29 protein-coding genes are annotated in these 26,314 nt (G+C 31.2%); 13 read left to right on the top strand and 16 right to left on the bottom strand.

Features of this window, described 5'->3' with window-relative positions:
- Positions 1-3: 3 nt before the first annotated feature.
- Positions 4-378, top strand: a complete 375-nt coding sequence (locus tag ABD771_RS05635; RefSeq protein WP_345091869.1) for a DUF4296 domain-containing protein — start codon at positions 4-6, stop codon at positions 376-378.
- On the opposite strand, the gene ABD771_RS05630 is transcribed toward ABD771_RS05635, so the two are convergent.
- Entirely contained in the window at positions 379-1,380 is a 1,002-nt protein-coding gene (locus ABD771_RS05630) for an NAD-dependent epimerase/dehydratase family protein (RefSeq protein WP_345091866.1), read from the bottom strand.
- 175 nt (positions 1,381-1,555) lie between these two features.
- Here ABD771_RS05630 and tyrS point away from each other — a divergent pair, with 175 nt between their 5' ends.
- The gene (gene tyrS, locus ABD771_RS05625) at positions 1,556-2,851 is read left to right on the top strand and encodes a tyrosine--tRNA ligase (protein ID WP_345091863.1); all 1,296 of its coding nucleotides are present in this window, start codon (positions 1,556-1,558) and stop codon (positions 2,849-2,851) included.
- Between the two features lie 29 nt (positions 2,852-2,880).
- Here tyrS and ABD771_RS05620 read toward each other — a convergent pair whose 3' ends face one another.
- The 4 genes from ABD771_RS05620 to ABD771_RS05605 all read right to left on the bottom strand — a co-directional run bounded on the left by ABD771_RS05620 (position 2,881) and on the right by ABD771_RS05605 (position 6,163).
- Positions 2,881-3,603 (bottom strand): hypothetical protein, encoded by a 723-nt coding sequence (locus tag ABD771_RS05620; RefSeq protein ID WP_345091860.1) that lies wholly within the window; start codon positions 3,601-3,603, stop codon positions 2,881-2,883.
- Positions 3,604-3,648: 45 nt separating this feature from the next.
- Complete coding sequence (locus ABD771_RS05615) at positions 3,649-4,629, bottom strand: LuxE/PaaK family acyltransferase (protein WP_345091857.1); 981 nt, start codon at positions 4,627-4,629, stop codon at positions 3,649-3,651.
- A gap of 113 nt (positions 4,630-4,742) precedes the next feature.
- On the bottom strand, positions 4,743-5,732 hold the full coding sequence (locus ABD771_RS05610) for a T9SS type A sorting domain-containing protein (RefSeq protein WP_345091853.1): 990 nt from the start codon (positions 5,730-5,732) through the stop codon (positions 4,743-4,745).
- Between the two features lie 95 nt (positions 5,733-5,827).
- Positions 5,828-6,163, bottom strand: coding sequence for a T9SS type A sorting domain-containing protein (locus tag ABD771_RS05605; RefSeq protein WP_298304857.1), 336 nt, complete (start codon positions 6,161-6,163; stop codon positions 5,828-5,830).
- A 238-nt stretch (positions 6,164-6,401) separates the two neighbouring features.
- Here ABD771_RS05605 and ABD771_RS05600 point away from each other — a divergent pair, with 238 nt between their 5' ends.
- The gene (locus tag ABD771_RS05600) at positions 6,402-6,752 is read left to right on the top strand and encodes a toxin-antitoxin system YwqK family antitoxin (protein WP_345091850.1); all 351 of its coding nucleotides are present in this window, start codon (positions 6,402-6,404) and stop codon (positions 6,750-6,752) included.
- Positions 6,753-6,822: 70 nt separating this feature from the next.
- Here the strand turns inward: ABD771_RS05600 and ABD771_RS05595 are convergent, their stop codons facing one another.
- On the bottom strand, positions 6,823-8,025 hold the full coding sequence (locus ABD771_RS05595) for a hypothetical protein (protein ID WP_345091847.1): 1,203 nt from the start codon (positions 8,023-8,025) through the stop codon (positions 6,823-6,825).
- A 128-nt stretch (positions 8,026-8,153) separates the two neighbouring features.
- Positions 8,154-10,931 (bottom strand): TonB-dependent receptor, encoded by a 2,778-nt coding sequence (locus tag ABD771_RS05590; RefSeq protein ID WP_345091844.1) that lies wholly within the window; start codon positions 10,929-10,931, stop codon positions 8,154-8,156.
- A 196-nt stretch (positions 10,932-11,127) separates the two neighbouring features.
- Here ABD771_RS05590 and ABD771_RS05585 point away from each other — a divergent pair, with 196 nt between their 5' ends.
- Together ABD771_RS05585 and ABD771_RS05580 are read left to right on the top strand one after the other, a co-directional pair.
- Positions 11,128-11,811: a response regulator transcription factor gene (locus tag ABD771_RS05585; RefSeq protein WP_298304844.1), complete on the top strand. Its 684-nt coding sequence runs from the start codon at positions 11,128-11,130 to the stop codon at positions 11,809-11,811.
- Between the two features lie 65 nt (positions 11,812-11,876).
- Entirely contained in the window at positions 11,877-12,920 is a 1,044-nt protein-coding gene (locus tag ABD771_RS05580; protein ID WP_345091840.1) for a sensor histidine kinase, read from the top strand.
- On the opposite strand, the gene ABD771_RS05575 is transcribed toward ABD771_RS05580, so the two are convergent.
- Positions 12,885-13,949 carry a glycosyltransferase gene (locus ABD771_RS05575; protein WP_345091837.1) on the bottom strand — a complete coding sequence of 355 codons (1,065 nt, stop codon included), beginning with the start codon at positions 13,947-13,949 and terminating at the stop codon, positions 12,885-12,887. The two genes, ABD771_RS05580 and ABD771_RS05575, sit on opposite strands and share 36 nt — an antisense overlap.
- A 2-nt stretch (positions 13,950-13,951) precedes the next feature.
- Complete coding sequence (locus tag ABD771_RS05570; protein ID WP_345091834.1) at positions 13,952-14,770, bottom strand: UDP-2,3-diacylglucosamine diphosphatase; 819 nt, start codon at positions 14,768-14,770, stop codon at positions 13,952-13,954.
- A 124-nt stretch (positions 14,771-14,894) separates the two neighbouring features.
- Between ABD771_RS05570 and trmB the strand changes: the two genes are divergently transcribed.
- From trmB to ABD771_RS05530, 8 genes are all read left to right on the top strand, one after another.
- On the top strand, positions 14,895-15,569 hold the full coding sequence (gene trmB / locus ABD771_RS05565) for a tRNA (guanosine(46)-N7)-methyltransferase TrmB (protein ID WP_345091831.1): 675 nt from the start codon (positions 14,895-14,897) through the stop codon (positions 15,567-15,569).
- 88 nt (positions 15,570-15,657) lie between these two features.
- Complete coding sequence (locus ABD771_RS05560; RefSeq protein WP_345091828.1) at positions 15,658-16,293, top strand: LysE family transporter; 636 nt, start codon at positions 15,658-15,660, stop codon at positions 16,291-16,293.
- Positions 16,293-16,619 (top strand): MGMT family protein, encoded by a 327-nt coding sequence (locus tag ABD771_RS05555; RefSeq protein WP_345091824.1) that lies wholly within the window; start codon positions 16,293-16,295, stop codon positions 16,617-16,619. The genes ABD771_RS05560 and ABD771_RS05555 overlap by 1 nt, the downstream gene beginning before the upstream one ends.
- 10 nt (positions 16,620-16,629) lie before the next feature.
- Complete coding sequence (locus ABD771_RS05550) at positions 16,630-17,475, top strand: hypothetical protein (protein WP_345091821.1); 846 nt, start codon at positions 16,630-16,632, stop codon at positions 17,473-17,475.
- 136 nt (positions 17,476-17,611) lie between these two features.
- Positions 17,612-18,742, top strand: a complete 1,131-nt coding sequence (locus ABD771_RS05545) for an Mrp/NBP35 family ATP-binding protein (protein WP_345091818.1) — start codon at positions 17,612-17,614, stop codon at positions 18,740-18,742.
- Between the two features lie 92 nt (positions 18,743-18,834).
- Positions 18,835-19,074, top strand: a complete 240-nt coding sequence (locus ABD771_RS05540) for a NifU family protein (protein ID WP_345091815.1) — start codon at positions 18,835-18,837, stop codon at positions 19,072-19,074.
- 70 nt (positions 19,075-19,144) lie between these two features.
- A complete protein-coding gene (locus tag ABD771_RS05535; protein ID WP_345091812.1) occupies positions 19,145-20,197 on the top strand; it encodes an NAD(P)/FAD-dependent oxidoreductase in 1,053 nt (350 codons plus the stop codon).
- The gene (locus ABD771_RS05530; RefSeq protein ID WP_345091809.1) at positions 20,197-20,529 is read left to right on the top strand and encodes a 2Fe-2S iron-sulfur cluster-binding family protein; all 333 of its coding nucleotides are present in this window, start codon (positions 20,197-20,199) and stop codon (positions 20,527-20,529) included. Before ABD771_RS05535 ends, ABD771_RS05530 begins: the two co-directional genes overlap by 1 nt.
- Positions 20,530-20,560: 31 nt before the next feature.
- Here the strand turns inward: ABD771_RS05530 and ABD771_RS05525 are convergent, their stop codons facing one another.
- The 7 genes from ABD771_RS05525 to ABD771_RS05495 all read right to left on the bottom strand — a co-directional run bounded on the left by ABD771_RS05525 (position 20,561) and on the right by ABD771_RS05495 (position 26,310).
- On the bottom strand, positions 20,561-21,259 hold the full coding sequence (locus tag ABD771_RS05525) for an SGNH/GDSL hydrolase family protein (RefSeq protein WP_345091806.1): 699 nt from the start codon (positions 21,257-21,259) through the stop codon (positions 20,561-20,563).
- A complete protein-coding gene (locus ABD771_RS05520; RefSeq protein ID WP_345091803.1) occupies positions 21,256-22,158 on the bottom strand; it encodes a metallophosphoesterase in 903 nt (300 codons plus the stop codon). Before ABD771_RS05520 ends, ABD771_RS05525 begins: the two co-directional genes overlap by 4 nt.
- Before the next feature lie 31 nt (positions 22,159-22,189).
- Positions 22,190-22,972 (bottom strand): DUF3050 domain-containing protein, encoded by a 783-nt coding sequence (locus ABD771_RS05515; RefSeq protein WP_345091800.1) that lies wholly within the window; start codon positions 22,970-22,972, stop codon positions 22,190-22,192.
- A gap of 126 nt (positions 22,973-23,098) precedes the next feature.
- The gene (locus ABD771_RS05510; protein WP_345091797.1) at positions 23,099-24,277 is read right to left on the bottom strand and encodes an acyl-CoA dehydrogenase family protein; all 1,179 of its coding nucleotides are present in this window, start codon (positions 24,275-24,277) and stop codon (positions 23,099-23,101) included.
- Positions 24,278-24,405: 128 nt separating this feature from the next.
- Entirely contained in the window at positions 24,406-25,119 is a 714-nt protein-coding gene (locus ABD771_RS05505; protein WP_345091794.1) for a tRNA1(Val) (adenine(37)-N6)-methyltransferase, read from the bottom strand.
- 57 nt (positions 25,120-25,176) lie between these two features.
- Complete coding sequence (rimM, locus tag ABD771_RS05500; protein WP_345091791.1) at positions 25,177-25,701, bottom strand: ribosome maturation factor RimM; 525 nt, start codon at positions 25,699-25,701, stop codon at positions 25,177-25,179.
- A 12-nt stretch (positions 25,702-25,713) separates the two neighbouring features.
- Positions 25,714-26,310 (bottom strand): 30S ribosomal protein S16, encoded by a 597-nt coding sequence (locus ABD771_RS05495; protein ID WP_345091788.1) that lies wholly within the window; start codon positions 26,308-26,310, stop codon positions 25,714-25,716.
- Positions 26,311-26,314: the final 4 nt, after the last annotated feature.

Genomic DNA, 26,314 nt, shown 5'->3' with positions numbered 1-26,314 from the left:
GAAATGAAAAAAATAGTATTTATTTTATTTATAATTTCATTTGTACTACCAAGTTGCAAGAATGAAATAATTGAAAAGCCAGATAATCTTATCGAAAAGGATAAGATGAAAGAGATTATTTATGATTTAGCAATTCTAGAAGCGGCTAGAAATCAAGGTTCTGCTACTCGAAATTATCCTAAAGCAAGTGTCTTTTTAAAAGAAAAATATAAAGTAGATAGTTTAACTTTCGCAAAAAGTACTCAATATTATGCTTCAGATATTAAAGAGTATAAAAGAATGTATGAAGAAGTTAAAGAGCGCTTAGATAAAGAAAATAAGAAGTTAAGCGGTGCTCCAATTCCAGTTCAAAATCTTGAAGAAGGAATTGTAAAGTAATTATTTTTTATAATGAACTACAATTTTATCTAAGTAATTGTCAATAGCCTCAAAATCATAATTCAAATAGTTTTTTATTTTTTCATTTGAAATCGCATCACTATTTAGAATTGATTGCGCCGCATGTTTAGATATTTTTCTTTTGGTTCTAAAAATAGAAGAGAGCACCCAATCCAATCGCCATCCAATATTGAGCATCCAGGGTTTTGCCTCAATTTTTGGTTTTTTAGCCTTTATTTTTTCAGCGATACTGTAGATAATATTTTTGTAAGTAATGTTCTCAGACAGCAATGCAAATCGTTCTCCATTACAATCAGAGTTCATTAATTTATGCATTATTTCCACAACATCTGTAACAGCAACATAACCAGAGGAACCATAAGTGTAAAATGGAATTCCTTTTTCAATAGAGGTAAAAAAAGCACCGCTACCTTGTTGCCAAAAACCAGGTCCAAAAATAACGCCCGGATTTACAATTACCACTTTCAATCCTTCTTGCTGACCACGCCAAACTTCCATTTCGGCGCCATATTTTGAGATGGCATAATCGCTATGTAAAACTTCTGGATTCCATTCTGTTTCTTCAGTAATGATGGTTTCGTGCAATGCTAAATCGCCAAGAGCAGCAATTGAACTAACGTGACATAGTTTTTTAACGTTTTTGTCAATACAAAAATTTACAATATTGGCAGTTCCTTCAATATTTACCTTTCGAAGTTGATCTTCATCATTTGGGTTGAAAGAAATACATGCCGCACAATGATAGACATAATCAATATTTTCAAAAGCAATTTCTAACGAAGGAACATCTAGAATATCACCTTGTGTCCAGTTTATTTTAGAGAATAGTTCACTTTTTTTATACAAATCAAAAAGAGATTTTGTTTTCTCTATATTTTTTGGATTTCGATAAAGGGCACGAATATTTTCTTCACCATTTTCTAACAAATGAAGTACTAAATGAGCTCCGACTAATCCTGTTGCACCAGTAACTAATATCATTTTGTAAAGATAGGATTTAAGAAATAAGTTTAAAAGTTTAAAGGTTTAAAAGTTTAAAGGTTTAGGAGTTTAGAAGTGGTATTCAGTATTTTTCTAGCAAAATAATTCAAAATCTGAAATCTGAAATCTGAAATCTGAAATCTTAGAACTATATTTGCGCAAATTATCGAATAAAATGAGGAATTTAGTAGAAGAATTACAATGGCGCGGATTGGTGCACGATATTATGCCAGGCACAGAAGAGCAACTTTTAAAAGAAATGACAACGACCTATATTGGATTTGATCCAACAAGTGATTCGTTGCATATTGGAAGTTTGGTGCCAATTATTTTATTGGTTCATTTAGAAAAATTTGGACACAAACCAATTGCTCTTGTTGGTGGTGCTACTGGAATGATTGGTGATCCTTCAGGAAAATCTGATGAGAGAAACTTACTTGATGAAGCTACTTTAGAAAAAAATGTTGCCGGAATAAAAGGTGTTTTATCTCGTTTTTTAGATTTTAATTCAACTGCAGCTAATGCTCCAATTTTAGTAAATAACTACGATTGGATGAAAGACTTTTCGTTTATCAATTTTGCTCGTGACGTCGGAAAACGAATCACGGTAAATTATATGATGGCAAAAGATTCTGTAAAGAAACGTTTGAGTGGAGAAACTGGTGAAGGAATGAGTTTTACAGAGTTCACTTACCAATTAATTCAAGGTTATGATTTTCATCATTTGTACAAATCGCACAATTGTTTGTTGCAAATGGGTGGTTCTGACCAATGGGGTAATATTACTACAGGAACAGAATTAGTGAGAAGAATGAACGGAGAAGGTGCCAAAGCATATGCAATGACTTGTCCATTAATTACTAAAGCTGATGGTTCTAAATTTGGTAAATCAGAAGGAGGAAATGTTTGGTTGACAGCCGATAAAACATCAGTATATAAATTTTACCAATTTTGGTTGAATACAACCGACGTTGATGCTGAAAAGTATATTAAGATTTTCACATTTTTAGATAAAAACACAGTAGATGCTTTAATCGCAGAACATCATGAAGCACCACATTTACGTGTTTTACAAAAACGTTTAGCAGAAGAAGTAACTACTTTTGTTCACGGAAAAGAAGAGTTGGAAAGAGCGATTTTTGCTTCGAATGCTTTTTTTAGTCCAACTATGGACGATTTAGCCCAGTTGGATGATGCTACTTTTGTAGAAGTTTTTGATGGTGTGCCAAATGCCGAAATTGCTAAAGAAGATATCATTGCCGGATTGGATATGATTGCTGCACTTGCTGCAAAAACAGGTTTCTTAGCTTCCAATAGTGATGCTCGACGCGAATTGAAACAAAATGCAGTTTCTTTAAACAAAGAAAAAGTCGCTGAAGATTATATCATTACCGAAAAAGATTTGGTAAAAGGTAAATTTTTAGTCCTTCAAAAAGGAAAGAAAAATTATTATTTGATAAAAGTAATATAATTAGGAAAGGAGCTTAACGGCTCCTTTTTTTATTCTCCAAAATTAATTTCCATTTTGTTGGAAGTAAAAGTTCCATGAAGAAAGTTATTGTCCTTTTCAAATTTAGAGTATTCTTCCATTGAAAGTGAAGTCTTTCTATTCAGCTTGTCTAAACTTAATGAAAGTTCTATTTCGAATTTATCATTTTCATTCAAATAAAATTCTTTGTCATCTATTTTATAATAACGTTCTTTATTCCAATTAGTCTTTATAATGTAATTTTTAGTTTCATTTGGTTTTAGAATTATAATAGACTGAAGTAGCTTTTGATTTTTATAAATCCATGCTTCATCAGTATTAGTTCCACCATTTTTTTTGTAAGCTTCAATTATGTTATTGTATTCTAAAGTGTATTTTTTTGTAATTTCTTCTATCAGTTTTTTTCTTTTTTCTACATCATCTGTCTCTTCAATTTCCTCTTGTTCTTTATAAATTTTTTCGTAAAATGGACCATCAACATCTTCAAAAATTCCATTTTGGTATATTTTATAAACCGGAAATAATGTCAATGAACCTGCAGAATTTGCAATCAATGTATTTGGAATTAAAAAAAAGGATAGTTCTCTATCTGTAGTGTTTGTGATGTGGTAATTGATAGAAAATGCTCTCTTTTTGGAACTAATATCAACGGAAATAATTGAGTCAATTGTTACTTCAATTTGGCTTGAAACTGTAAAAGTTATGAAGAAAAGTAAGTATTGTAGAAGGCGCATAAATTTATTTTCAGTTAGTTAAATAACGCATAAAAATAAAAAAAATTACAACACCATTAAATTACAACCTCGAATATCAGAATTATCAAAACGTCCCAATACTTCAAACGAATTGTTGGGATATTTTTTTCCTAGATCTTGTGTTGCTATGAAAGAACACGAATTGATGTTGGCTAAATCAATAACGTTTATTCCTCCTGTTTTACCGCTTTCTACATAAGACAAAGCATCTTCGGTATCACGAATTAAAACGGTCATCCAGTTTGGACATTCAAAAATTCCGTTACCTAAGGAATAGGCTTGCGATAACAATTCGGTCATGCCATATTCTGAATGAATGCTTGAAACTCCAAAACCTTTGCATAAAATTTCATGTAATTCTTCACGGATAATTTCTTTACGTTTGCCTTTCATTCCGCCAGTTTCCATGATGATGGTGTTTTTTAATTGAAATTTTCGTTGTTCAATTAAATCCAATAGAGCATAAGTTACACCAATTAAAAGTACATTTTGTCCCGATTCATCCAACTCAATTAATTTTGAAATTAGTTCGTCGTAATTGTGTAGATAAAAATCGCTATTTTCATTATTTGAAAGTCCAATCAAATCTTTAACCATATAGATTAAAGATGAACCAGAACGTTCTAAATAGGACGGAAGCAAAGCCAAAATAGCGTAATCTTCTATGTTTCCATAAAATTCTGAAAAAGCATTGCGATAACTTTGTTCATATAAGGTTACATCGGTTATTAGATGTTTGCTTGTAATCATTCCGGTGGTCCCACTGCTTGTGAAGGTCTCTTGAATAGCATCATTTGAAGATAAAACATTGTGACTTTTAAAAAACTGAATGGGTAAAAACGGAATTTGTTGCAAAGATTTTACACTTCCTTTTTCAACTTTTAATAACTCACAAAATTCACGATACACTTTGTTATTGTCGTATTGAAAACGAAAAACCTTTAAAGCTATTTTTTCAAACTGCTTTTGGTTTTGAATGGTGAATATTTCGTGAGATGAAATCAAAGTTAAGATGCTTTTTGTTTAATTCTGAAACAAGTTCAGAAGAATGGCAAAAGTAATGAAAATAAAAAAGCTCCAACATAAATTGGAGCTTTCTAATATAATTTTAAATCTAGTTATTCGATAACTAATTTTTTAGTAGCTGTATTTCCTTCTTCAGAAATTTGAACCATGTATACACCAGAAGTAAGGTTACTTACATTGATTGCAGATTCAGAAGTTGTAGTGTTTAAAACTTGTTTTCCTAATACGTCAAAAACAGTAATTGTTCTTTCAGCATTTGCATCAGTATTGATGTAGAAAACACCATTTTTCACTGGATTTGGGAAAATTGATAAACCAGCGATAGCGTTTTGGTTAACTTTAAGTGCAGCAGAAGTTACGTCAGCCCAAGTTGTGTTTAATCTTAATTCGTCGATTTCAACATTTCCTGTTCCAGCAGTAGCGTTTCCGCCTTGACGAATTGCCATTGCAGCAATTTGTGCAGCTGTATTAGTTCCAGTAGCATTTGTTACAGTAGGAGTTCCTTCTGTGCTACCTATTACAGGATTAACAAATAGACTTGAAGTGTTTCCAGCAGTATCATATTTAACAACCACAAAGATTGATGCATTAACTGGAAAATCAGTTGCTACATAAGTTGGCGTTACAGTACCTCCACTATTATTTAATAAACCTATATTAAAAGTATCAGCAGTTGCTCCACTTCTTACATACAATCTAGCTGGTAAACCAGTTACTCCAGTTGTACCAGAAGTAGTTGCGGCAGATAAAAAATAATCTCCATTTGCTGTATTTAGGTTTAAACCTGTTGTGTTTATGACATTCAAAACAGCCGAATAGTAAACTACTCCTGTTAATGGAGCTGTAGATGCTTTATTAACATCTTCAGTATTTCCAGCTACAAGAGTTGCTCTATTTGCAGATGTAGTTAAACCAGTATATGACAATGATCCAGTTGACAATGTTAATTGTCCAGGAATAGTACCACTGTGAGTTGTCCATCCATTTGCGTTTAATGCACCAGTTCCAGAAAATGATGTAGATATCTGTGCAAAACTTAAAGACGATATTAATGCAAAAGATAAAATGTAAAGTTTTTTCATAATTTTAAATATAATTTTAGGATACAAAGATAAAGACTATTTTTTTAAATAAAAATAATCTAAGTAAAAAAATAGTTAACAATATAGATATTTAACTATCTGACAATTAATTTTCTAGTAGCGCTTGCGTCACCTTCTTCTATCTTAATAAGATAAATTCCTGGTGAAAGCGAAGAAATGTTAAGTTCTCTAGAAGAAAGCGTAGTTTGAAGTACTTTTTTTCCAAGAACGTCAAAGATGGTGATTTGCTTATCTTCATTAGATTTTGTTGATATGTAAATCTTTCCACCAGTTGCAGGATTTGGGTAAAAACTCAAGCCTTCAATAGTGTTCTCTTGCACTTTTGATGCTGGTTTTCCATCTTGTGCCATCACACTTGTAGTGCTTAGCATTAGGAAAAAAAGAATAATATAAAAGTAGTTTTTTGTCATTAGTTCAACTTGGTTAAAGCAAATATATAAATAAGTTTTCAAATACAATGCCAAAAACCACAATTTTAACAAATTTTATATTGATTGTTTAATGCTTAGGTAAATACATATAGTAAATAAATTTCAAAAGTTTTCACTTTAAATTTCTAATGTTACCAAATTGTTAAGAAAAAGTTTGGTTATTGTAAAAATAGTTATATATTTGTTATCTAATTATTAATTCAAAAACCCAAATATCATGAAAAATCTTCTTTTAACACTTGTAATTTTGATTTCTGGTTTATCATTTGGTCAAGCAATTGAGCCAGTTTTAGAAGCAGAAAATGGATTGGTTAAAGCTACTTACCACTATGAAAATGGTGCTGTACAACAAGTAGGATATTTTAAAGACGGAAAGCTAGATGGAAAATGGACTTCATATGATGAAAATGGAAATCTAAAAGCTACTGCTGAATATACAAATGGAGTGAAAACAGGAAAATGGATGTATTATTCAAATAGCATTTGCGTAAGCGAAGTAAGTTTTGTTGACAATCGTATTGTTGATGTAAAAAAATTCAATCACAACGCAATTGCTGATAAAGATTAATTTTAGTTCAAGACTTAAATAAAAAAAGCTCATCGAAACCGATGAGCTTTTTTTTATAAAAATGCTTTATTTATTGAAATAAGTTTACTCCGTTAACTGTACACCAAGCTCCAGTAGTTAAATTAGCTCCAGTTGCAGTAGTACTAGTTGTCCAGTTTGCAGTTGGATTAAAGCTTGAAGCAGACATTGTAAATGTTCCAGCACCTGAAATAAAGTCATTATCAGTATTTGTAATTTTTACATTTGTCAATTTAATTTTACCTGCAGCAACTTGATTGTTATATGTAGCTAAATCTAAAATCTGAATTGCACCACCATTTTTAGCAGTAGGAGATGTTTGATTTTTGAATCCATCAATAATAATGTTGTTATATTCTCCATTACCCTCTTTTTTAAATTGAAATGCATCTAATTGTACTTCACTTTGTGCTTCAGTTACAGTTCCAGCAGCTCTTTTTAATGTAATACCATTTATTATTGGCCAAAATGCATTGTTAACACTCTTTGCTTCAACCTCTATTCCATAGTTAGCAGTTCCAGTTTGATAAGCATACCAATTTGTATTAGCTTGACCTCTCCATCCGTCTTGCCAATCAAAAGAATCATCTTTATTACCATAAGAGATCAAATTTTTAGCACTTACTGTACCTCCATAAAATTCAAATCCATCATCGTTACCCATATATGATACAAGATTTTCTAATGTAGTTCCTGAACCAACAGAGTAGAAAGAAAAACCATTATGTTCTTTGTTATTTTGAGTAATAACTTGACCAGCATACTCAACTCTTACATATTTTAAAGTACCACCATTGTGAGCGCTATTAGAACCTCCGTAAGTAAGAGTTAAACCGTCTTCAGAAGCTGCTGTTTGAGGAGCTGGAGCACTTGCAGAGTTAACAATTGGCGCATCGCCATACATAATGATACCTGCCCAAGAACCAGGAACTTTTGAAGCTTCAGTGAAAACAATTGGCTCAGAAGCAGTTCCTGCAGCTATTAATTTACCACCATTTAAGACAACTAGTGCGTCATCTCCATTTGCTTTATCAGCAGTGATTGTTGATCCAGCTTCGAAAGTAACAGTTACACCACTTTGAATTTTTACAATTCCTTTTAAAGTATAGTTTCCATAACCATAAACTATATTTGACGTAATATCACCTGTAATTTCACCAGTTGCTGGTACTCTTGTTGTATCACCATCGTCATCGCTAGAACAACCTGTAAAAGTTGTTGCTAAAATGGCTAAACCTAAAACTAATTTTTTCATGATTTTATTTTTTATTTGTGTTATTTTGAAAGTTCAAATTTAAGTTCAAAAAAAGAAAACATCCTTTTTTTAAAGTTATTAAATCGTAATTTTAAATAGAACAAAACGTTATATTAATGTTAATTTGTTTAGAATGTGTATGCAAGGTTTAATGAAAATCCAACTCCTCTTTTAAAACTTTTAACTGTTAAATCTGATTCTGTAATTAACACTTTGTTTTCTTCTCCTAATTTGATGCTATATTTAGGATTTAAGATATTATCAACAGAGAATTTAACATCCCATTTTTTAGAAATATTATTTGACCATACAAAATCTAATTTATTGAATGGTTGTTCATAATAATGATCTAATCCATTTGTACCTACTGCAAAAATTCTTTTTCCGTAAACGTTATAAACCAATGTCATTGTGTTTTTCCACTCAGGGTTAAATTCAAATTCATATTTTAAATCGGCATTTATTAACCATGGAGAAGCTCCTTGTAACTGTCTATCAGGATTTGTTTCAATTGTGTTTTTTGGGTCAATTGTAACTTTAGTGTACATTAACGATGTATTAAATCCGAAAGAAAAATCTTTTAATGTTTTAGATATTCTGTCTAATTGAAGTAAAAATTCTAATTCTGCCCCAAAAAGAATTGCTTTTTTCGAGTTATCATATGTTATTACTTGTCCACCACTACCAGCTGATTGAACAAAGACCCTTTCAATTGGATTTTGAATTATTTTTGAAAATCCTGTAACAGCTAATAATTCTTTATTAGTTGGGAATAATTCATATTTTAGATCAAAATTGTAATTATCACTATTGAATAAATCTGGATTTCCATTTTCAATTGTTCCATCAAGATTCACAAACTCTAATGGATATGCTTCCATAATTACTGGACGAGTAATTGTTTTTGATGAAGCAAATCTTAAATTAGATTTATCATTTAATTTGTATTTCATATTAAGAGATGGTAGAAAATCAACAGATTCTTGTTTCTTTTTCTTAAAAGGGTCGTCAAATGATCCAGGTTCTCTATATTTTGTTTCTCTATTAGTTTGTTCAACTCTAGCTCCTAAATTTAGTTCATAAGATTCACCAAATTTGAAAGCAATATCTGCATAACCAGCATTAATAAATTCTAATAATTTTGCTTTATATGTAGAGTTAGTTCCTTCTCTATATGTAAAGTTACCACTTTTAATTTCTGAAGATAAAGTTGCGTCTGGGCTATTTGTATTTAAGTTGACTGCATTTGATGCTAAATCTTGTGAAATTAAAAATCTAAAAGTAGATTCCATGTTATTCATATAACCGTTATATCCAACAGTTAATTTGTTTGCTTTAGTTATATCTTCATTTCCAAATTTCCAACTGTATTCCAACAATCCTGAAAGATGATATTTTCCATCAACATCAAAGTATTGTCTGTACAAACTATTACCAGTGTAACTTATTGAAGTTGTATTATCGTCTAATTTAACTCCCTTAAATGATTTTCTATCAGGTAATTCAAACATAGTTTTTGTAAATGAAACACCAGCTTTTAAATTTTTTCTTTCATCATTTGACACTTTGTATGTTGCTAGTAATTGAGAATTAAGTAAAGATGTTTGCATCAATTGATTTAATCTTATAAAACCATTTGAGTTTATTGTAGCTGAATTCGTGTATCCTAATTGGTCTTGAATCATATTTTCAGTCGTTTTAAGATAAAACGTATTTGAAGTCAGATTCAATTTTTTTGTTTTATAGTTTAAAGCTCCTAATAAAGATGAGCTGGTAATGAATTTGTATTGTTTATTTAAAAGATTATTATCGTAATTTCCTTGGGCAACATTAAAAAAACGATCAACACCTTCTCTTACTTGATACTTATTATCATAATTCAATGATAAAAAGTATTGTAATGAATTTTGATTTTTTCCAACTAGAAATTTTTCAGTGTGTAATATTCCAAAATTTGTATTAAGCGGAGATTTTTCATCTTCAACATCATATCCAGATCCAAATTGATTTAATGATTCGGTAGCAGTTAACATTTTGTTACTTGGAACTTTTCCTAAAACTTTTGGAATGTCTCTTTCATTTCCTGAGAAACCAAAGAAATCTCCTGTAGAAGTAGCGTCTTTAGAAATTAAGAATTTACTTAAATTATTGTTAGTTGTAAAACTTGTTCCAAAGTTTACCTTTGTCTGTCCTTTACCACCTCTTGTTGTAACAATATTAAAAGTACCACCAGCAAAATCTCCATAAAGATTTGTATTGAAAGTTTTGTATGTTTCAATAACACTAACAATATCTGTTGGAAATAAATCAAGTGGAATAATTTTTTTGAACGGATTGTTTGAAGGAACAGCTAAATCATTTATCAATAAACTATTATATCTATCTTCTAACCCTCTCACAAAAAGACCTCTTCCGTCTACTTTAGAAATACCAGTAATTTTTGTCAAACCCTCTTCAACATCACTAATGCCTTTTCTAGACATTTCTTGAGCGCCTATACTTTGTTTAATTTCAACTGCTTTTTTCTGTTCTTGAAGTAACACGGTTTCTTTTTCTCTGTTTGTTACTTTTTGAATAACAACATCGTCTAGTTTATAGCCACCGGCACCAAGAGCTTTATCAATTGTTAATGTTTCACCTTCTTTTACAGTCACTGGAACTTCAATTGTTTCGTATCCAATAAAACTGAAAATTAAAGTATAATTTCCTGGCTCAACTTTTAAAGAATATCTACCTTTATCGTCAGTAGTAGCTCCTATACTAGTGCCTTTGATTACAGCATTTGCAAAAGTTAAAGGTGCATTGTTCATGTCTTTATCTGTAAGAACACCTGTAATAATTCCTTTGTTTTGAGCTAATGCATTGATACTAAATAGAATAGTTAAAATAAGTAACTTGAATTTCATTATTTCCTAATTGTTAAATTTTGATGCAAAGAACGACATGCAATGTAAAGTTGAGGTTACTTGCAATTTATCATTAGGTTTTGTAATTATTACCATAATGTTAACAAATTAAATTACCGTTAACTCATTTTTAATAAGAATTAATTACTGATAAAATAGTATATTTACATCGCAAAACAGCATAATCTTTTGCATTATGAAGAAAAAAGACATTAAGATTTTATTAGTTGATGACGAACAAGACATCCTAGAAATTGTAGGTTATAACTTGACTCAAGAAGGTTATAAAATTGTAACAGCTTCAAATGGTAAAGAAGCAATTGCAGTTGCAAAAAAGGAACGTCCGCAACTTATCATTATGGATGTAATGATGCCAGAAATGGATGGAATGGAAGCTTGTGAAAACATTAGAAAAATTCCTGAATTGAGTAATATCATTATAACATTTTTAACGGCAAGAAGCGAAGACTATTCTCAAGTAGCAGGTTTTGATGCAGGTGCAGATGATTATATAGCTAAACCAATAAAACCAAAATTATTGGTAAGTAAAGTAAAAGCTTTATTAAGAAGACTTAAAGACGAAACAACTTCAAGTGAAAACCTAAATGTTGGTGGAATTGAAATTAATCGTGAAGAATATAAAATTGTTATGGATGGAAGAGAAATTGTTCTTCCTAGAAAAGAATTTGAATTGTTCTATTTGTTGGCTTCAAAACCAGGAAAAGTATTCAAGCGTGAAGAAATTCTTGATAAAGTTTGGGGTAACGAAGTTATTGTTGGCGGAAGAACTATTGATGTTCACATTAGAAAACTCCGTGAAAAAATTGGAGAAGATTTATTCAAAACCATTAAAGGTGTCGGATACAAATTTGAAGCTTAATTAATATCTTTGTAAGGACATAGTAGCAAATGTATTTACTATGCTTAGAGGAAAGGTTACAAATTATGGGATTAAACTTTAAAAAAACATACCGATTCGCCGTAATATCAACTTTATATATTACTCTTTTTTCAACTAGTTTAGTTGCTGTATTGCTGATTTTCTTTGGTACATTTTCTTTACAATTTTGTTTTGCATTTGCATTTGGTATTGCTGTTTTTTCCTTTTTTGTATTACAATATCGTGTAGAACATTTTATCTATCGTCGTGTAAAAAAAATCTACGATGATGTTTCTTTACTAGATTCAACAACTCTAAGAAGTCAATCGATTACTACAGATATGGCGACTTTAACTAAAGAAGTAAAGAAATTTGCTACCGACAAAAAAATCGAAATTGAAAATCTAAAAGTTCGTGAAGAATATCGTCGAGAGTTTATGGGTAATGTATCTCATGAATTGAAAACGCCTTTATTTACAGTGCAAGGATATCTTTCTACTTTGCTTGATGGCGCTATGAAAGATAAAGATTTGAGAAAAAAATATCTTGAAAGAGCAGAAAAAGGTGTTGAACGACTGATTTATATTGTAGAAGATTTAGACATGATTTCGAAACTTGAAATGGGTGATCTAAATTTAGAATTTTCTGATTTTAATATCATTGAGTTGATTCAAAATGTATTTGATTTACTTGAAATGCAAGCCGATAAAAAGAACATTATTCTAATGTTTGACAGAAAATATAATAAACCAATAAACGTTTTTGCAGATCAAGAAAAAATTCAACAAGTGCTTACAAATCTGATAATGAATTCCATAAAATATGGAAAAGAAAATGGTACAACTGAAGTATCCATTGAAGATTTGGTTAAAAATAAAATTATTGTTCGTGTAAGAGACAACGGCGAAGGAATTGAACAACAACATATTCCAAGACTTTTTGAACGCTTTTTCAGAGTAGATAAAAGTGGTGCAAGAAGTGAAGGTGGCTCAGGTCTAGGGCTTTCAATTGTGAAACACATTATTGAAGGACACAATGAAAAAATCTACATTGAAAGTGAATTTGGTAAAGGATCAGAATTCTCCTTCACGCTCGAAAAGCAAAAATAGTTGCTTCCAATTGATTTCCGAGGGTATCAAAGGCAAACCTTTGTATAAAGGAACTGAAAGAATATCATCAATAACAAATCTATCTTGTTTGTTATAAGGAACTAAGCCTTCTCTCTTATATTTTTTTGCCAAATATTCTTGCTCAAATTGACCTGGAGTTGGTATAAAAAAAGCTTTTTTTTGTAATTTACACAAATCCATAACAGTAGTATAACCCGAACGACATAGCACCATTTCACTTTCGTTAAAAGTTTTTTCCAATTCTTCAGATTGCATAAAATTATAAAAAGTAACGTTGCCAATTTGATTCGTTTTTTGCTCTTTTTCTACTTTCCCTTTTATAAAAACTACTTTTTCTTTGTTGTCTTTTAGTTCTTCAATTAGTTTTTCTTCTAGTATAGTTCGTTGAGGCTCAGGACCAGAAAGTAAAATCATGATATCATATTTTATTTCAAGTTCTTTTTTTTCTAATCTGCTTAAAACGCCAATATATTTTATGTTTAAATTTGAGTTTTTTAAGTGTCCTAATTTTCCTGTTAGATTTGGAGCTCTTTCAATGTCAGGAACCCAACATTCATCAAATTTTCTAATAAAAAATTGATGTAATTTACTAGAAATCCAGGTTGTTTTTCCTGATAGAACGGTTAATTGGTGTGTCATAAAAACAGATGGAACTTTCTTAGAATGAACACCCAGTCGATTGTCGGAAATAATTCCTTTTAAATCATATTCTTTACCCCATTTTTTTACTAATTTCTTTTCAGACAATATAGCACTAATCGTTTTTGGACTATTTTTTATCAATTTCCATTTAAAATTCTCACCTTTTTTGGCATATTCAATTTGATATGATGGCAATTCTAAAGCAGTCAAGTGCGGAAATTCTTTTTTCAATAAAGCTAAAGCAACACCATCTGAAGCAATGATTGGTGTAAAACTATTTTTTTCTAATTCACGAATAATAGGAATACATCGAGTAGCATGACCTAAACCCCAATTTAGTGGCGCAACGAGAATATTTTTAGTCATTTTTAGTTTTTTAATAAAGTGATAAATTGTTCTGCAAGTTGGTTTTCATATTCAAATTGTTCTTCTTCTGTAACAATTTCACTCGGAGCATGCTTGTATAATTTCCACTTTTTATTATTGTATTCTAAAGCTGTTAAATTTTCAATCCAATCACCTGAATTCAAATAGATTGTCTTTCCTTTTTCATTTGTAATATATTCAATTTTTGGCTCGTGAATGTGTCCACAAATTACGTAATCATAGTTGTTTTCAATGGCCAAATCAGTGCAAACATTTTCAAAGTTAGTGATAAATTTCACAGCTGATTTCACATTGTTTTTAATTTTCTTTGAAAGTGAATAAGGTTCTTTATTCATTTGAGCCAAAATCCAATTCAGAAAACGATTTATCAAAATTAGAATATCATAACCCCAACCTCCCAATTTTGCTAACCATTTTGCATGATTTATTGAAGCATCAAATACATCTCCATGAAAAATCCAAGCTTTTTTTCCATCTAAATTTAGCACTAGTTTATTTAGCAAGCTTAAATTTCCTAAATGTAAATCGGTAAATTTCCTTAAGAATTCGTCATGATTTCCTGTCAAATAATACACTTTGGTGCCTTTTGAACTTAACGAAATTATTTTCTTAATCACTTTCAAATGACTTGCCGGAAAATAAGACTTTCTGAATTGCCAAATATCAATAATATCGCCATTTAGAATGAGTATTTTTGGTTTAATTTCAGATAAATACTGTAATAATTCTTTGGCATGACAACCAAAAGTTCCCAAATGAACATCGGAAATAACAACCACTTCAACTTTTCTTTTCTTCAAAATAAATAGTTTCTACAAAAATAGGCGAACAGCTGTATTGTTAAGGTTACATAAACATTATCAAAACTTTATTTGTGTTGGATATTATTTGCTTAATTTTGCCAACAGAAAATAGAAAGCAATAGTGGGAAGTAAAAATAAGTTAAAAAGATTCAAGGAAAACGAAACATTCAACAATGTTTTTCAGCCAACAAGAGAAGAAGTTGTAGAAAATGAATTTCCTTTGAGAGGAAAATGGAATTCCGATTTCTTCAAAAATGATAATCCAATAATCATTGAATTAGGTTGCGGAAAAGGCGAATATTCGGTTGGTTTAGCAGAACGTTATCCGGAGAAAAATTTTGTAGGTATTGATATCAAAGGTGCCAGATTTTGGCGCGGTGCGAAAACGGCTGTAGATGACGGAATGCATAATGTGGCTTTTGTTAGAACTCAAATAGAACTTATCAATCATATTTTTGCTGATGGTGAAGTGTCTGAAATTTGGATAACATTTCCAGATCCACAAATAAAATATAAGCGTACCAAACACAGAATGACCAATTCAGAATTCTTGAAATTATACAAAAGAATTTTGAAATCGGATGGTGTTGTCAATCTAAAAACCGATTCTGAGTTTATGCATGGCTATACTTTAGGATTACTTCATGGTGAAGGTCACGAAGTTTTATATGCTAATCATAATGTATACAAAAATGAAGGTGCTCCAAGTGAAGTAACTGAAATTCAAACGTTTTACGAAAAACAATATTTGGAAATTAACAAAGCAATTACGTATATTCGTTTTAAAATTAAATAGTTTTTAAATTGTATATTGTAAACTGTAAAATTGTATAATGTATTTATCCAGTTTTTACAACATACAAAATACATTTTTACAATATACAATGAATGTAATCCTTCCACTTTTTTCGGGATTTATCGCTGCTGTAATAGGAATTCTTCCTCCAGGATTAATTAATATGACAGCAGCCAAAGTAGATTTTACCGATGGAAGAAAGCGTGCAATGGTTTTTGTTCTTGGAGCTTTAATTGTAATATTTTTTCAAACCTATATTTCTGTAATTTTTGCTCAATACATTAATAATCATCAAGAAATTGTTGTTTTATTACGTGAGATTGGTTTGGTTATCTTTTCAATTTTATCTGTTTACTTTTTATTCTTTGCTAAGAAACCCAAGCTAAAATCGCAAGATTCACTACATTTAAAAAGTAAAAGAAGTCGCTTTTTTATGGGAATGTTGATTTCTGCGATAAACTTTTTTCCAATTCCATATTACGTTTTTGTTAGTGTTACTTTAGCTTCCTTTAATATTTTTACCTTCAATCCGATATCGATTTATAGTTTGGTTTTTGGTGTTGTTTTAGGTTCGTTTTTAGTGTTCTATTTGTATGTCTTGTTTTTCAATAAAATGAAATCTAAAACCGATTATTTTATGCAAAACATGAACAAAATCATCGGAATCATTACTGGAATTGTAGCATTATTTACCTTATACAATGTTGTAAAGTATCATTTGTAATGGAAGAAAATTTCTTTGAACGTGTTTATGCAATTGCAAAACAAATTCCAGAAGGTAAAGTAACTTCTTATAGCGCCATTGCCAAAGCATTAGGAACAGCTCGTTCAGCAAGAATGGTAGGTTGGGCAATGAACGCCAGTCATAATCGTGACGATATTCCAGCTCATCGTGTTGTGAATAGAAAAGGATTACTTTCAGGGAAACATCATTTTGACGGAACCAATTTAATGCAACAACTTTTAGAAAATGAAGGAATAGAAGTTGTTGATAATCAAATTGTAGATTTCGAAAAATATTTTTGGAGTCCTGACGTTACTAAAGAGTAATCTTTTGATAATGAAAAAACTCCTTTCAATATTTTTTATCATTTTATTTTTCTCTTGTTCAAAAAAAAACGAAAATAATTTGCCACGATTGCTTGTTCCTGAAAAGGAAAATGTTGTTGAGGTTAATAGTAGGGAGATGTTACAAAATCGTTCTCCATTAATCGCCTTAAACTTTCTAAATGATAAAGCTATTCTGAAAAATATTGATGGAGTATTTCAATGTAATAATTATAAAACTTACAATGGTTTAGCTGAAAAAGTAATTAAAAACAGATACGATTTAAAAATTATAATTGACACTTCCTATTCTTTTACATCAAAAGGTATAGCTTTTAAAAATTTACTGTATTCAGTAAATGATAGTATTTTAAGCGATAGTATCAATAAACCATTTTACAAGAATAAACTTCCTTTTAGCAGAATTAGTACTTTAGAAAACAAATCTGTCGCTGCTTATCCGGTATTGTTTTTTAACAATTCCACAAAGAAAATACCTCTTGGAACAAGCGATTTGAAAATTGAAATTATTCAAGAGGCTAAAGATATTGATGGGAAGTGGAAGCCGATTGAGTTTTTTTATGGAGACGGAATGTGTTTTCAACCATTGAATCTTTTGCTAGAGCCAATGCATTATACTGCAACAACTATTATTAAATATAAAGGAAGTTTTAAGACTAAAATCAGAGTGAAATATTTTGATAATAAGAACACTTATTATTCTAATGAAATCTGTGGAACTATAAATCGTTCTCAATTTAACCAAGTATATTTATTAGATTTTTATAGAGACTCTCATAATGGTTCATATCCTCGTTACTATGAAGGTTTTAAAAAAAGTATATTTTTAAATAATTAATACTATTTTCTCATTTTTAAAAATTTACAAAACAATAGAATCAAACTATCTCATTATAACAAAACTTTAAAGCTTGTTACTATCAAACTTTTAAACTTCTTACTATCTTTGCAATTCATATTCAGTTTAAATAAAAATGAAGTTAGATAGAAAAGAAATCCTAAAAGCTTTAGAAACAATTACTATTGCTGGCGAAGGAAAAAATATGGTTGAAAGTGGTGCGGTTCAAAATGTAATCACTTTTGGCGATGAGGTTGTAGTTGATTTATTGATTTCAACTCCAGCAATGCATATCAAAAAAAGAGCTGAAGACGATATTAAAAAACTAATTCACGAACAATTCTCTCCAGATGCAGTTGTGAAAGTAAATATCAAAGTTGAAGCTAAAGAAAATCCAAACGAAATAAAAGGAAAATCAATTCCAGGAATCAGCAATATTATTGCTGTAGCTTCAGGAAAAGGTGGTGTTGGAAAATCTACAACAACAGCAAATTTAGCCGTTACTTTAGCTAAAATGGGATTCAAAGTTGGAGTTCTTGATGCCGATATATATGGGCCAAGTATACCAATAATGTTTGATGTAGAAAACGAAAAACCAATTTCTATTGAAGTTGATGGGAAGTCTAAAATGAAACCAATTGAAAGTTATGAAATAAAATTACTTTCCATCGGATTTTTTACTTCTCCAAGTCAAGCCGTTATTTGGCGTGGACCAATGGCTTCTAAAGCATTAAACCAAATGATTTTTGATGCCGATTGGGGACAATTAGACTTCATGTTAATCGATTTACCTCCAGGTACAGGCGATATTCACTTATCAATTATGCAAGCCCTACCAATTACAGGTGCTGTTGTAGTAAGTACGCCTCAAAATGTGGCTTTAGCCGATGCTCGAAAAGGAGTTTCAATGTTTCAAAGCGATGCTATAAATGTTCCAGTTTTAGGAATTATAGAAAATATGGCGTATTTCACGCCAGAAGAATTGCCAAATAACAAATATTACATCTTCGGAAAAGAAGGTGCCAAAAATCTTGCAGAAGATTTACAAGTGCCATTTTTAGGAGAAGTTCCATTGGTGCAAAGCATCCGAGAAGCAGGCGATTATGGACGTCCAGCAGCATTACAAACGGCATCACCTTTAGAAAAGATATACGAAGAAATAGCAAGAAATGTGGTTCAAGAAACAGTAAACAGAAACGAAAATCTTGCGCCAACCGAAGCAATCAAAATAACAACAATGGCAGGATGTTCTGCTGTGAAAAAATAGACTTACTTAGACTTATTAGATTTTAGATTAATTAAATTAGTGTCTATTAATCTAAAAAGTCTAACTATCTAACAATCTAAAATGTCCAAAAAATGACACACGAAGAATTGACTTTAAATATCGAAAAAGCATTAGAAGAAATCAGACCTTTTTTGAATTCTGATGGTGGTGATATTTCATTGGTTTCTATTGATGATTCAAAGCATGTAAAAGTACGTTTTGAAGGTGCTTGTACTGGTTGCAGTGTAAATCAAATGACTTTAAAAGCAGGAGTTGAAACTACAATAAAAAAGTATGCTCCTCAAATTGAAACAGTTGAAAACATTGCATAATTCTTGTATGATAAAAATCATATTTAAAGACCTTTTCACTTTGTTACTTTGCGACTTTGAAACTTAAAAAATGATCGAAACTGATATACTTATTATAGGCGCGGGTCCAACAGGACTTTTCACCGTTTTTGAAGCAGGACTTTTACAATTAAAATGTCACATTATTGACGCACTTCCACAACCAGGAGGACAATTGGCGGAGTTATATCCAAAAAAACCAATTTTTGATATTCCAGGGTATCCTGAAGTTTTAGCAGGTGATTTAGTGACGAATTTAATGGAACAAATCAAGCAATTTCAACCAGGATTTACCTTGGCAGAAACCGCTGAAACGATTGATAAATTAGAAGACGGAACGTTTATTGTTACTACAAATAAAGGAACAAAACATCATGCAAAAGCAGTTGCAATTGCTGGAGGTTTAGGAACTTTCGAACCAAGAAAACCGCAATTAGAAAACATTGCTTTCTACGAAGAAAAAGGGGTAGAGTATTTTGTTAAAGATCCAGAATTATTCCGTGATAAACGAATTGTAATCGCTGGTGGTGGCGATTCTGCTTTAGATTGGAGTATTTTCCTTTCCAATGTGGCTTCCGAAGTTACTTTGGTACATAGAAGAAACGAATTCCGTGGTGCTTTAGATTCAGTTGAAAAAGTACAAGAATTGAAAAAACTTGGAAAAATCAACTTGATTACACCAGCAGAAGTTGTTGCCATTAACGGAAAAGACCATGTTGAAAGTATTGTTTTAGAAAACGAAGGTGTGCAACAAGTTTTTGAAACGGATTACTTTATTCCGCTTTTCGGATTGACCCCAAAATTAGGAGCGATTGCCAATTGGGGATTAGAAATTGAGAAAAATGCTATCAAAGTAAACAACGCTTTAGATTACCAAACCAATATCGACGGAATTTATGCCATTGGTGACGTAAATATTTATCCAGGAAAATTGAAATTGATTTTGTGTGGTTTTCACGAGGCAACTTTAATGTGTCAAAGTGTTTACCAAAGAATTAATCCAGGAAAACGATATGTATTAAAATATACAACAGTTTCAGGAGTAGATGGATTTGATGGAACGAGAAAAGAAGCTGAAAAAGCAGTTGTAAAATCGATTGACTAATGCCACAAGACGTAACAGTATACATAACCGATAGAAATGGAGAACGACACGAAGTTCAAGCTCCAACTGACATGAATATGAACATCATGGAATTGATTCGTGCCTATGAACTAGCCGAAGAAGGAACCGTTGGTGTTTGCGGTGGAATGGCAATGTGTGCTTCTTGTCAATGTTATGTTTTAAATGATGTAATTTCACTTGAAAGAAATCCTGATGAGGAAGCCATGCTTTGGGAAGCTTATCACGTAAAAGACAATTCTCGTTTAGGCTGTCAAATTCCAATTACAGAAGCCATCGACGGATTAGAACTCGAAATTGCACCAGAACAATAATAAAAAAAGTGAAAAGAAATTTTCGCTTTTTTTACAACCCCAAAATAATTTTTGCTTTAGGAAAAATTCTTTCCACAAATTTAGAGTAAGCGATTTCAGACGGATGCAAACCATCACTGGCAACCAAATTAGGTTGTACTAATCCTTGTCTAGTAATATCAGTAATGTTCACAAAAGTGATATTGTTTTGAATACAATAATTTTCTGCAAAAGTATTGTAAGTATCAATTTGTGTAGAAATAGTTGTGTTTCCATTTCCAAAAGGTGTGTAGGCATAGTCTGGTATTGAAACTACAATTACATTTGCTTTTATTCCTTTCGCCTTATCAATGGCAATGTTTACCAATTCAGGAAATTCTTGTTCATATAGACTGAAAGGTCTGTTTTGATATTGATTGTTAACGCCAATTAACAAAGTTACCAAATCATAATCATTTGTTGGATTTTGAGTAGCAACTGCTGATTTTAAATTGGTAGTTGTCCAACCAGTTTGAGCTATAATATTGGTAACAAATACATCTTTTGAGGTTAGATTATTTTTAATTTCGGTTTGCAATTGAATTGGAAAGCGACAAGTCTCACATACACTTTGTCCTATTGTGTAACTATCGCCAAGAGCTAAATATTTAATAGTTTTTCCACTTGATGATGTTTGTACAGTATCATTTACTGAACAACTAACAAGTAAAGTAAATAATAGTAAACAACTTATTTTTAGTAAATGTTTCATAATGATTTATACGAAATTAAATCCACAGGGGTTTCAATATATTCTTTTACAATTTGTAAAACACCATCATTATTAGTATCAATTAGCCATTTCACTAAAGAAATTTTGCCGTTTTCTATTTCAATTCCGGTAATATTTCTTGGATGGACACAACTTCCATCATTGAAAAAGTTCAACAAATTTTCATTAGGTTTTGGAAAATGTGGTCGGTGAGTGTGTCCTACAATTGTGATTTTATTTCCATTATCAGCTATCCACTTTTTTATTCTTCTTTCTACTTTTATGGATTCAAGATAATTTTTTGCAGGACTAGTTGGGTCTTTTATTCCCCAAACTTGCAAAGGTTTCCAAAGAATTCTCACAAAAAAACGATTGAATTTCCATCCTACATAATTAAAAAAATCAGCTTGATGTCCGTGGGTTAAAAATAATTCCTGACCAGTTTCGCTATTTTCTAAAACAATGGCTTCGTTAAATTTTAAATCAGGCATTAAAGGCAATTTTTTACCTGCAGTTGTATCAAAATATTCTGCAAAATTCTTCTTTACAAAATTTGGATTTTGGTAAACCATATCGTGATTACCCCAAATCATGTGTAATTTATTTTGCAAATAGAATTTCCTTAGTAACAAAAAAACATTTTTATTAGCTTCTAATATATCTTTAAAAAATAAATTCTCCCAAAGTTCATCACCATCACCAAGTTCTATGTACTGAAAACCATTTTTGTAATATTGATTTAAAGCATGGACATAAATATTACGATTATTCGCAAAATCATCAGCAAAACTCCCATCGCCGCGATGACAATCGCTAAACAAAATAAATTTATCTTGATTGGTAAATTGGATTCGTTTGGCTTGATTGTAGGCGCGTGTTAGTCTTATTTGAGATGACATGATAAAAAATTACTTGATAAAGATATATATTTTATACCATTTCAAGTCTTACTTCCATTTGTTCTTCAATAGCATCCCAAAGGCCAATACGTTTTTCTAATGCTTGAATAGAAACCTGTTCAACTTCTTTCCATTTTTGTTCTGAATTACTGCAAAGTTCTGTAACCATTTGCATTGCCATTGGTCCATGCTCGTCAGCATCGAGTTCGATATGACGTTCAAAATAGTAAATTAGTTTTGATAAATCGGTTTTTGGGAAATTGTTCTGAAAGTTTTTCAAAATTTCAGTAAACATGTTCGGAATTAAATCTTCTCTTCCAAAGGTAAATGCTGCGGCAATTTTGTGCGGTTTTCCTTCTTCAATTACACGAAAAGTGAAATCTAAAAAAGCTTTCACATTTGGATGCAAATCACTTTTTTTGATAGACACAAAAATATTTTGTGTTGCTTTTACATTGATTAAAAAATCATGAATTTGAGAAGTATTTGCGCCACATTGTTCCATAGCATCAATATACATTTCAAAATGACTTTGACGAAACCCATCTAAAGTTAAGTCTGTTTCTTCCGCTACCACAATTTCATTTATTAGGTAACGAATTTGTGGATTTCCTATCGGTAACCAAGGCGTGGTTGTGCAAGTTAATTTGTTTTGCAAAGCTTTTAATAAAGACATAAAATCCCAAACAGCAAAGACATGATTTTCTAAGAAAGTATGCAAATCATCAATTGTTTTTACTTTTTCGTATAACGAATGTTGTAATAATTGATTTTTTTGAGATTGAATACTAGTATTTATTTTTTCAATATTCATGGTGGTTTTTTTTAATTATATACGGATTTAATGTAACTATTGCATGTAACAAATTCTATACAAATGTAAAAAAGCTCCTCGAATGTGAGAAGCTTTTTATATCAATTTTATTTATTGTTTAATCAATTATTTAAAAGCAGGAATGCCAGTAATATCAGCACCAGTAATTAACAAGTGAATATCGTGTGTTCCTTCATAAGTAATCACAGATTCTAAATTCATGCTATGACGCATGATAGAATATTCTCCTGTAATTCCCATTCCACCAAGAATTTGACGTGCTTCACGAGCAATATTTATTGCCATATCAACATTATTTCTTTTTGCCATTGAAATTTGAGCTGTTGTAGCTTTTCCTTCATTACGCAAAACTCCTAATCTCCATGTAAGTAATTGTGCTTTAGTGATTTCGGTAATCATTTCAGCTAATTTTTTTTGTTGTAATTGAGTTCCAGCAATAGGTTTGTCAAACTGAATTCTCTCTTTTGCATAACGCAAAGCAGTGTCATAACAATCCATTGCAGCACCAATTGCTCCCCAAGCAATTCCGTATCTTGCTGAATCCAAGCACATCATTGGAGCTCCAAGACCTGATTTTCCTGGTAATAAATTTTCTTTCGGAACTTTTACATTATCAAAAATCAATTCACCAGTTGCACTTGCACGAAGTGACCATTTGTTGTGAGTTTCTGGAGTTGTAAAACCTTCCATGCCACGTTCAACAATTAATCCGTGAATTCTTCCTGATTCATCTTTTGCCCAAACTACTGCAACATCTGCAAAAGGAGCATTAGATATCCACATTTTAGCTCCGTTCAATAAATAATGGTCGCCCATGTCTTTAAAGTTTGTAGTCATACCGCTTGGATTTGAACCATGATCAGGTTCTGTCAATCCAAAACAACCCATGAATTCTCCTGTTGCTAATTTTGGCAAATATTTCATTCTTTGCTCTTCTGTTCCAAATTTCCAAATAGGATACATTACTAAAGATGATTGAACTGACGATGTAGAGCGAACTCCAGAGTCACCTCTTTCAATTTCTTGCATTATTAATCCGTACGAAATTTGGTCTAACCCTGCACCGCCATATTCTTCTGGAATATAAGGTCCAAAACCACCAATTTCTCCCAAACCTTTAATGATTTGTTTAGGAAATTCAGCACGTTGTGCATAATCTTCAATTATTGGAGATACTTCTCTTTTTACCCACGCACGAGCAGAATCTCTAACTAATTTATGTTCTTCTGTTAGCAAATCGTCTAACAAGTAATAATCTGGAGCTTGAAATAAATCTGGTTTCATTTGATTGAAATTTTAATGATGGCAAAATTACATAAACTAATTTATTATATCATTCAACGAATGTTATAAATTTTCAGAATTTGTTAATTTTTTTACGAAAAAAAGAAAGAATATTATTAAAAGTGAAATTACATCTTCAAGTAGAAATCTTTTGTAAGATTAATGTAATCATCAGTGTATTCATGACGACTGATTTCAATAACCAATTCGTCAGCTGTTAAAGCAGAAAGTTCATATCGTTTAAAAGCTAATAAACTCCTTACAATAGGTGTAGTATGTGAACCTTTTACGCGAGTAACTTTCACAGGGAAAAGTTCTACTTCGGCACATAAATCTATAAATCGTTCTTCCTCTTTATAAGGAATAATTACTGCAAAAATGCCATTTTCAGAAAGTAATAAATCGGCAGCCTCAATCAAATCTTCAAATGGTAAAGCATCTTGAAATCTTGCTAAATCACGTTGAGAACTGTCAGTTTTATAATCTTCTGAATAAAATGGAGGATTTGAAATTATAATATCATATTCATCTTCGGGTTCATCAACAAATTCATCCAAACCTGCGTGAAAACAAAATAATCTATCAGACCAAGGAGAATTTTCGAAGTTTTCCATACATTGTTCGTAGGCTTCCTCATCAATTTCTAAAGAATCAATTTGTTCAGCATTACTCCTTTGTGCCAACATTAAAGAAAGAATTCCTGTTCCAGCTCCGATATCCAAAACCGAAAAAGGGTTGTTATCAATCGGACACCAAGCGCCAAGTAAAACCCCATCTGTACCAATTTTCATAGCACATTTGTCTTGTTGAACAGTAAATTGTTTGAAATTGAATGTTGACATTTTTTTGTAAAAGATAAAATCTAAGGAGTCTAAAAATCCAACTATCTAAAAATCTAATTAAAGATACATTTCTACCAATCCTTCGGGTAGATTCATAATTACTTTCTTATTCTCTCTGTCGATTTTAACCAAGAATTGGTCTATCATTGGAACAAGTATTTCGACATTACCATTTATAACCTCAAAAAGTGGTTGTGCAGAAGTATCGTTAATAGAAACAATTTTTCCAAAAACTCCTATACGTTGGTCTTCAATTTCAAAACCAATAACTTCGTGAAAGTAGAATTTGTTGCCTTCAAGTTTTGGCAACATATTTAAAGGCATATAAACTTCACAATTGATAATTTCATCAGCTTGCTCTTCATTATCTACATCTTCAAATTTAACTCTAAGAAAATCTCCTTTGTGAAGATTGGAGTTTTCAATAAAAAATGGAATCAAATTTTTGTTGAATTCAACAAAAATCGATTCCATTTCTTGGTATAATTCTGGTTCATCAGTATCTAGATAGATAAGGACTTCACCTTTGAAACTAAATTTTTTAGCGATTTTGCCTAAGTAGAAACAATCTTCTTTACGCATTATCGCAACAAATTAAGCTTCAGTTTCTTCGCTAGCTTCTTCAGTAGCTGGTGCTTCTTCTACTGCAGGAGTTTCCTCTACCGCAACTTCAGCAACAACCTCTTCAGTAACTTCAGCAACTTCTTCTTCAACAACTTCCGGTGCTTCAGCTGCTTTCAAGGCTTCAGCAGCAGCATTTGCACGTTTTTCGTTAGCAGCAGTTTCAGCTTTCAGTGCTTTAGCTTTAGCTTCAGCTTGTTTTTTAGACAATCCGTCTTTTTTAGCATCAACTTTTCCAGCTTTTTCATCAATCCAAGCAGTTAATTTTGCATCAGCTTGTTCTTGAGTTAAAGCACCTTTACGAACTCCTCCATCAAGGTGGTGTTTCAATAAAGCACCTTTGTAAGAAAGAATTGCTCTTGCAGTATCTGTTGGTTGAGCACCATTGTGTAACCATTGTACCGCTTGGTCAAGGTTTAAATCAATAGTTGCAGGATTTGTGTTTGGATTGTATGTTCCTATTTTTTCAAGGAATCTACCATCTCTTTTTGCGCGAGCATCAGCCGCTACGATCCAGTAAAATGGTTTTTGTTTTTTACCGTGTCTTTGTAATCTAATTTTTACTGACATAATC

It is taken from the genome of Flavobacterium chungnamense (genome assembly GCF_039539165.1).
In the GTDB taxonomy this organism is placed as follows: domain Bacteria; phylum Bacteroidota; class Bacteroidia; order Flavobacteriales; family Flavobacteriaceae; genus Flavobacterium; species Flavobacterium chungnamense.
This window is presented reverse-complemented; position numbering and strand designations above follow the sequence as displayed.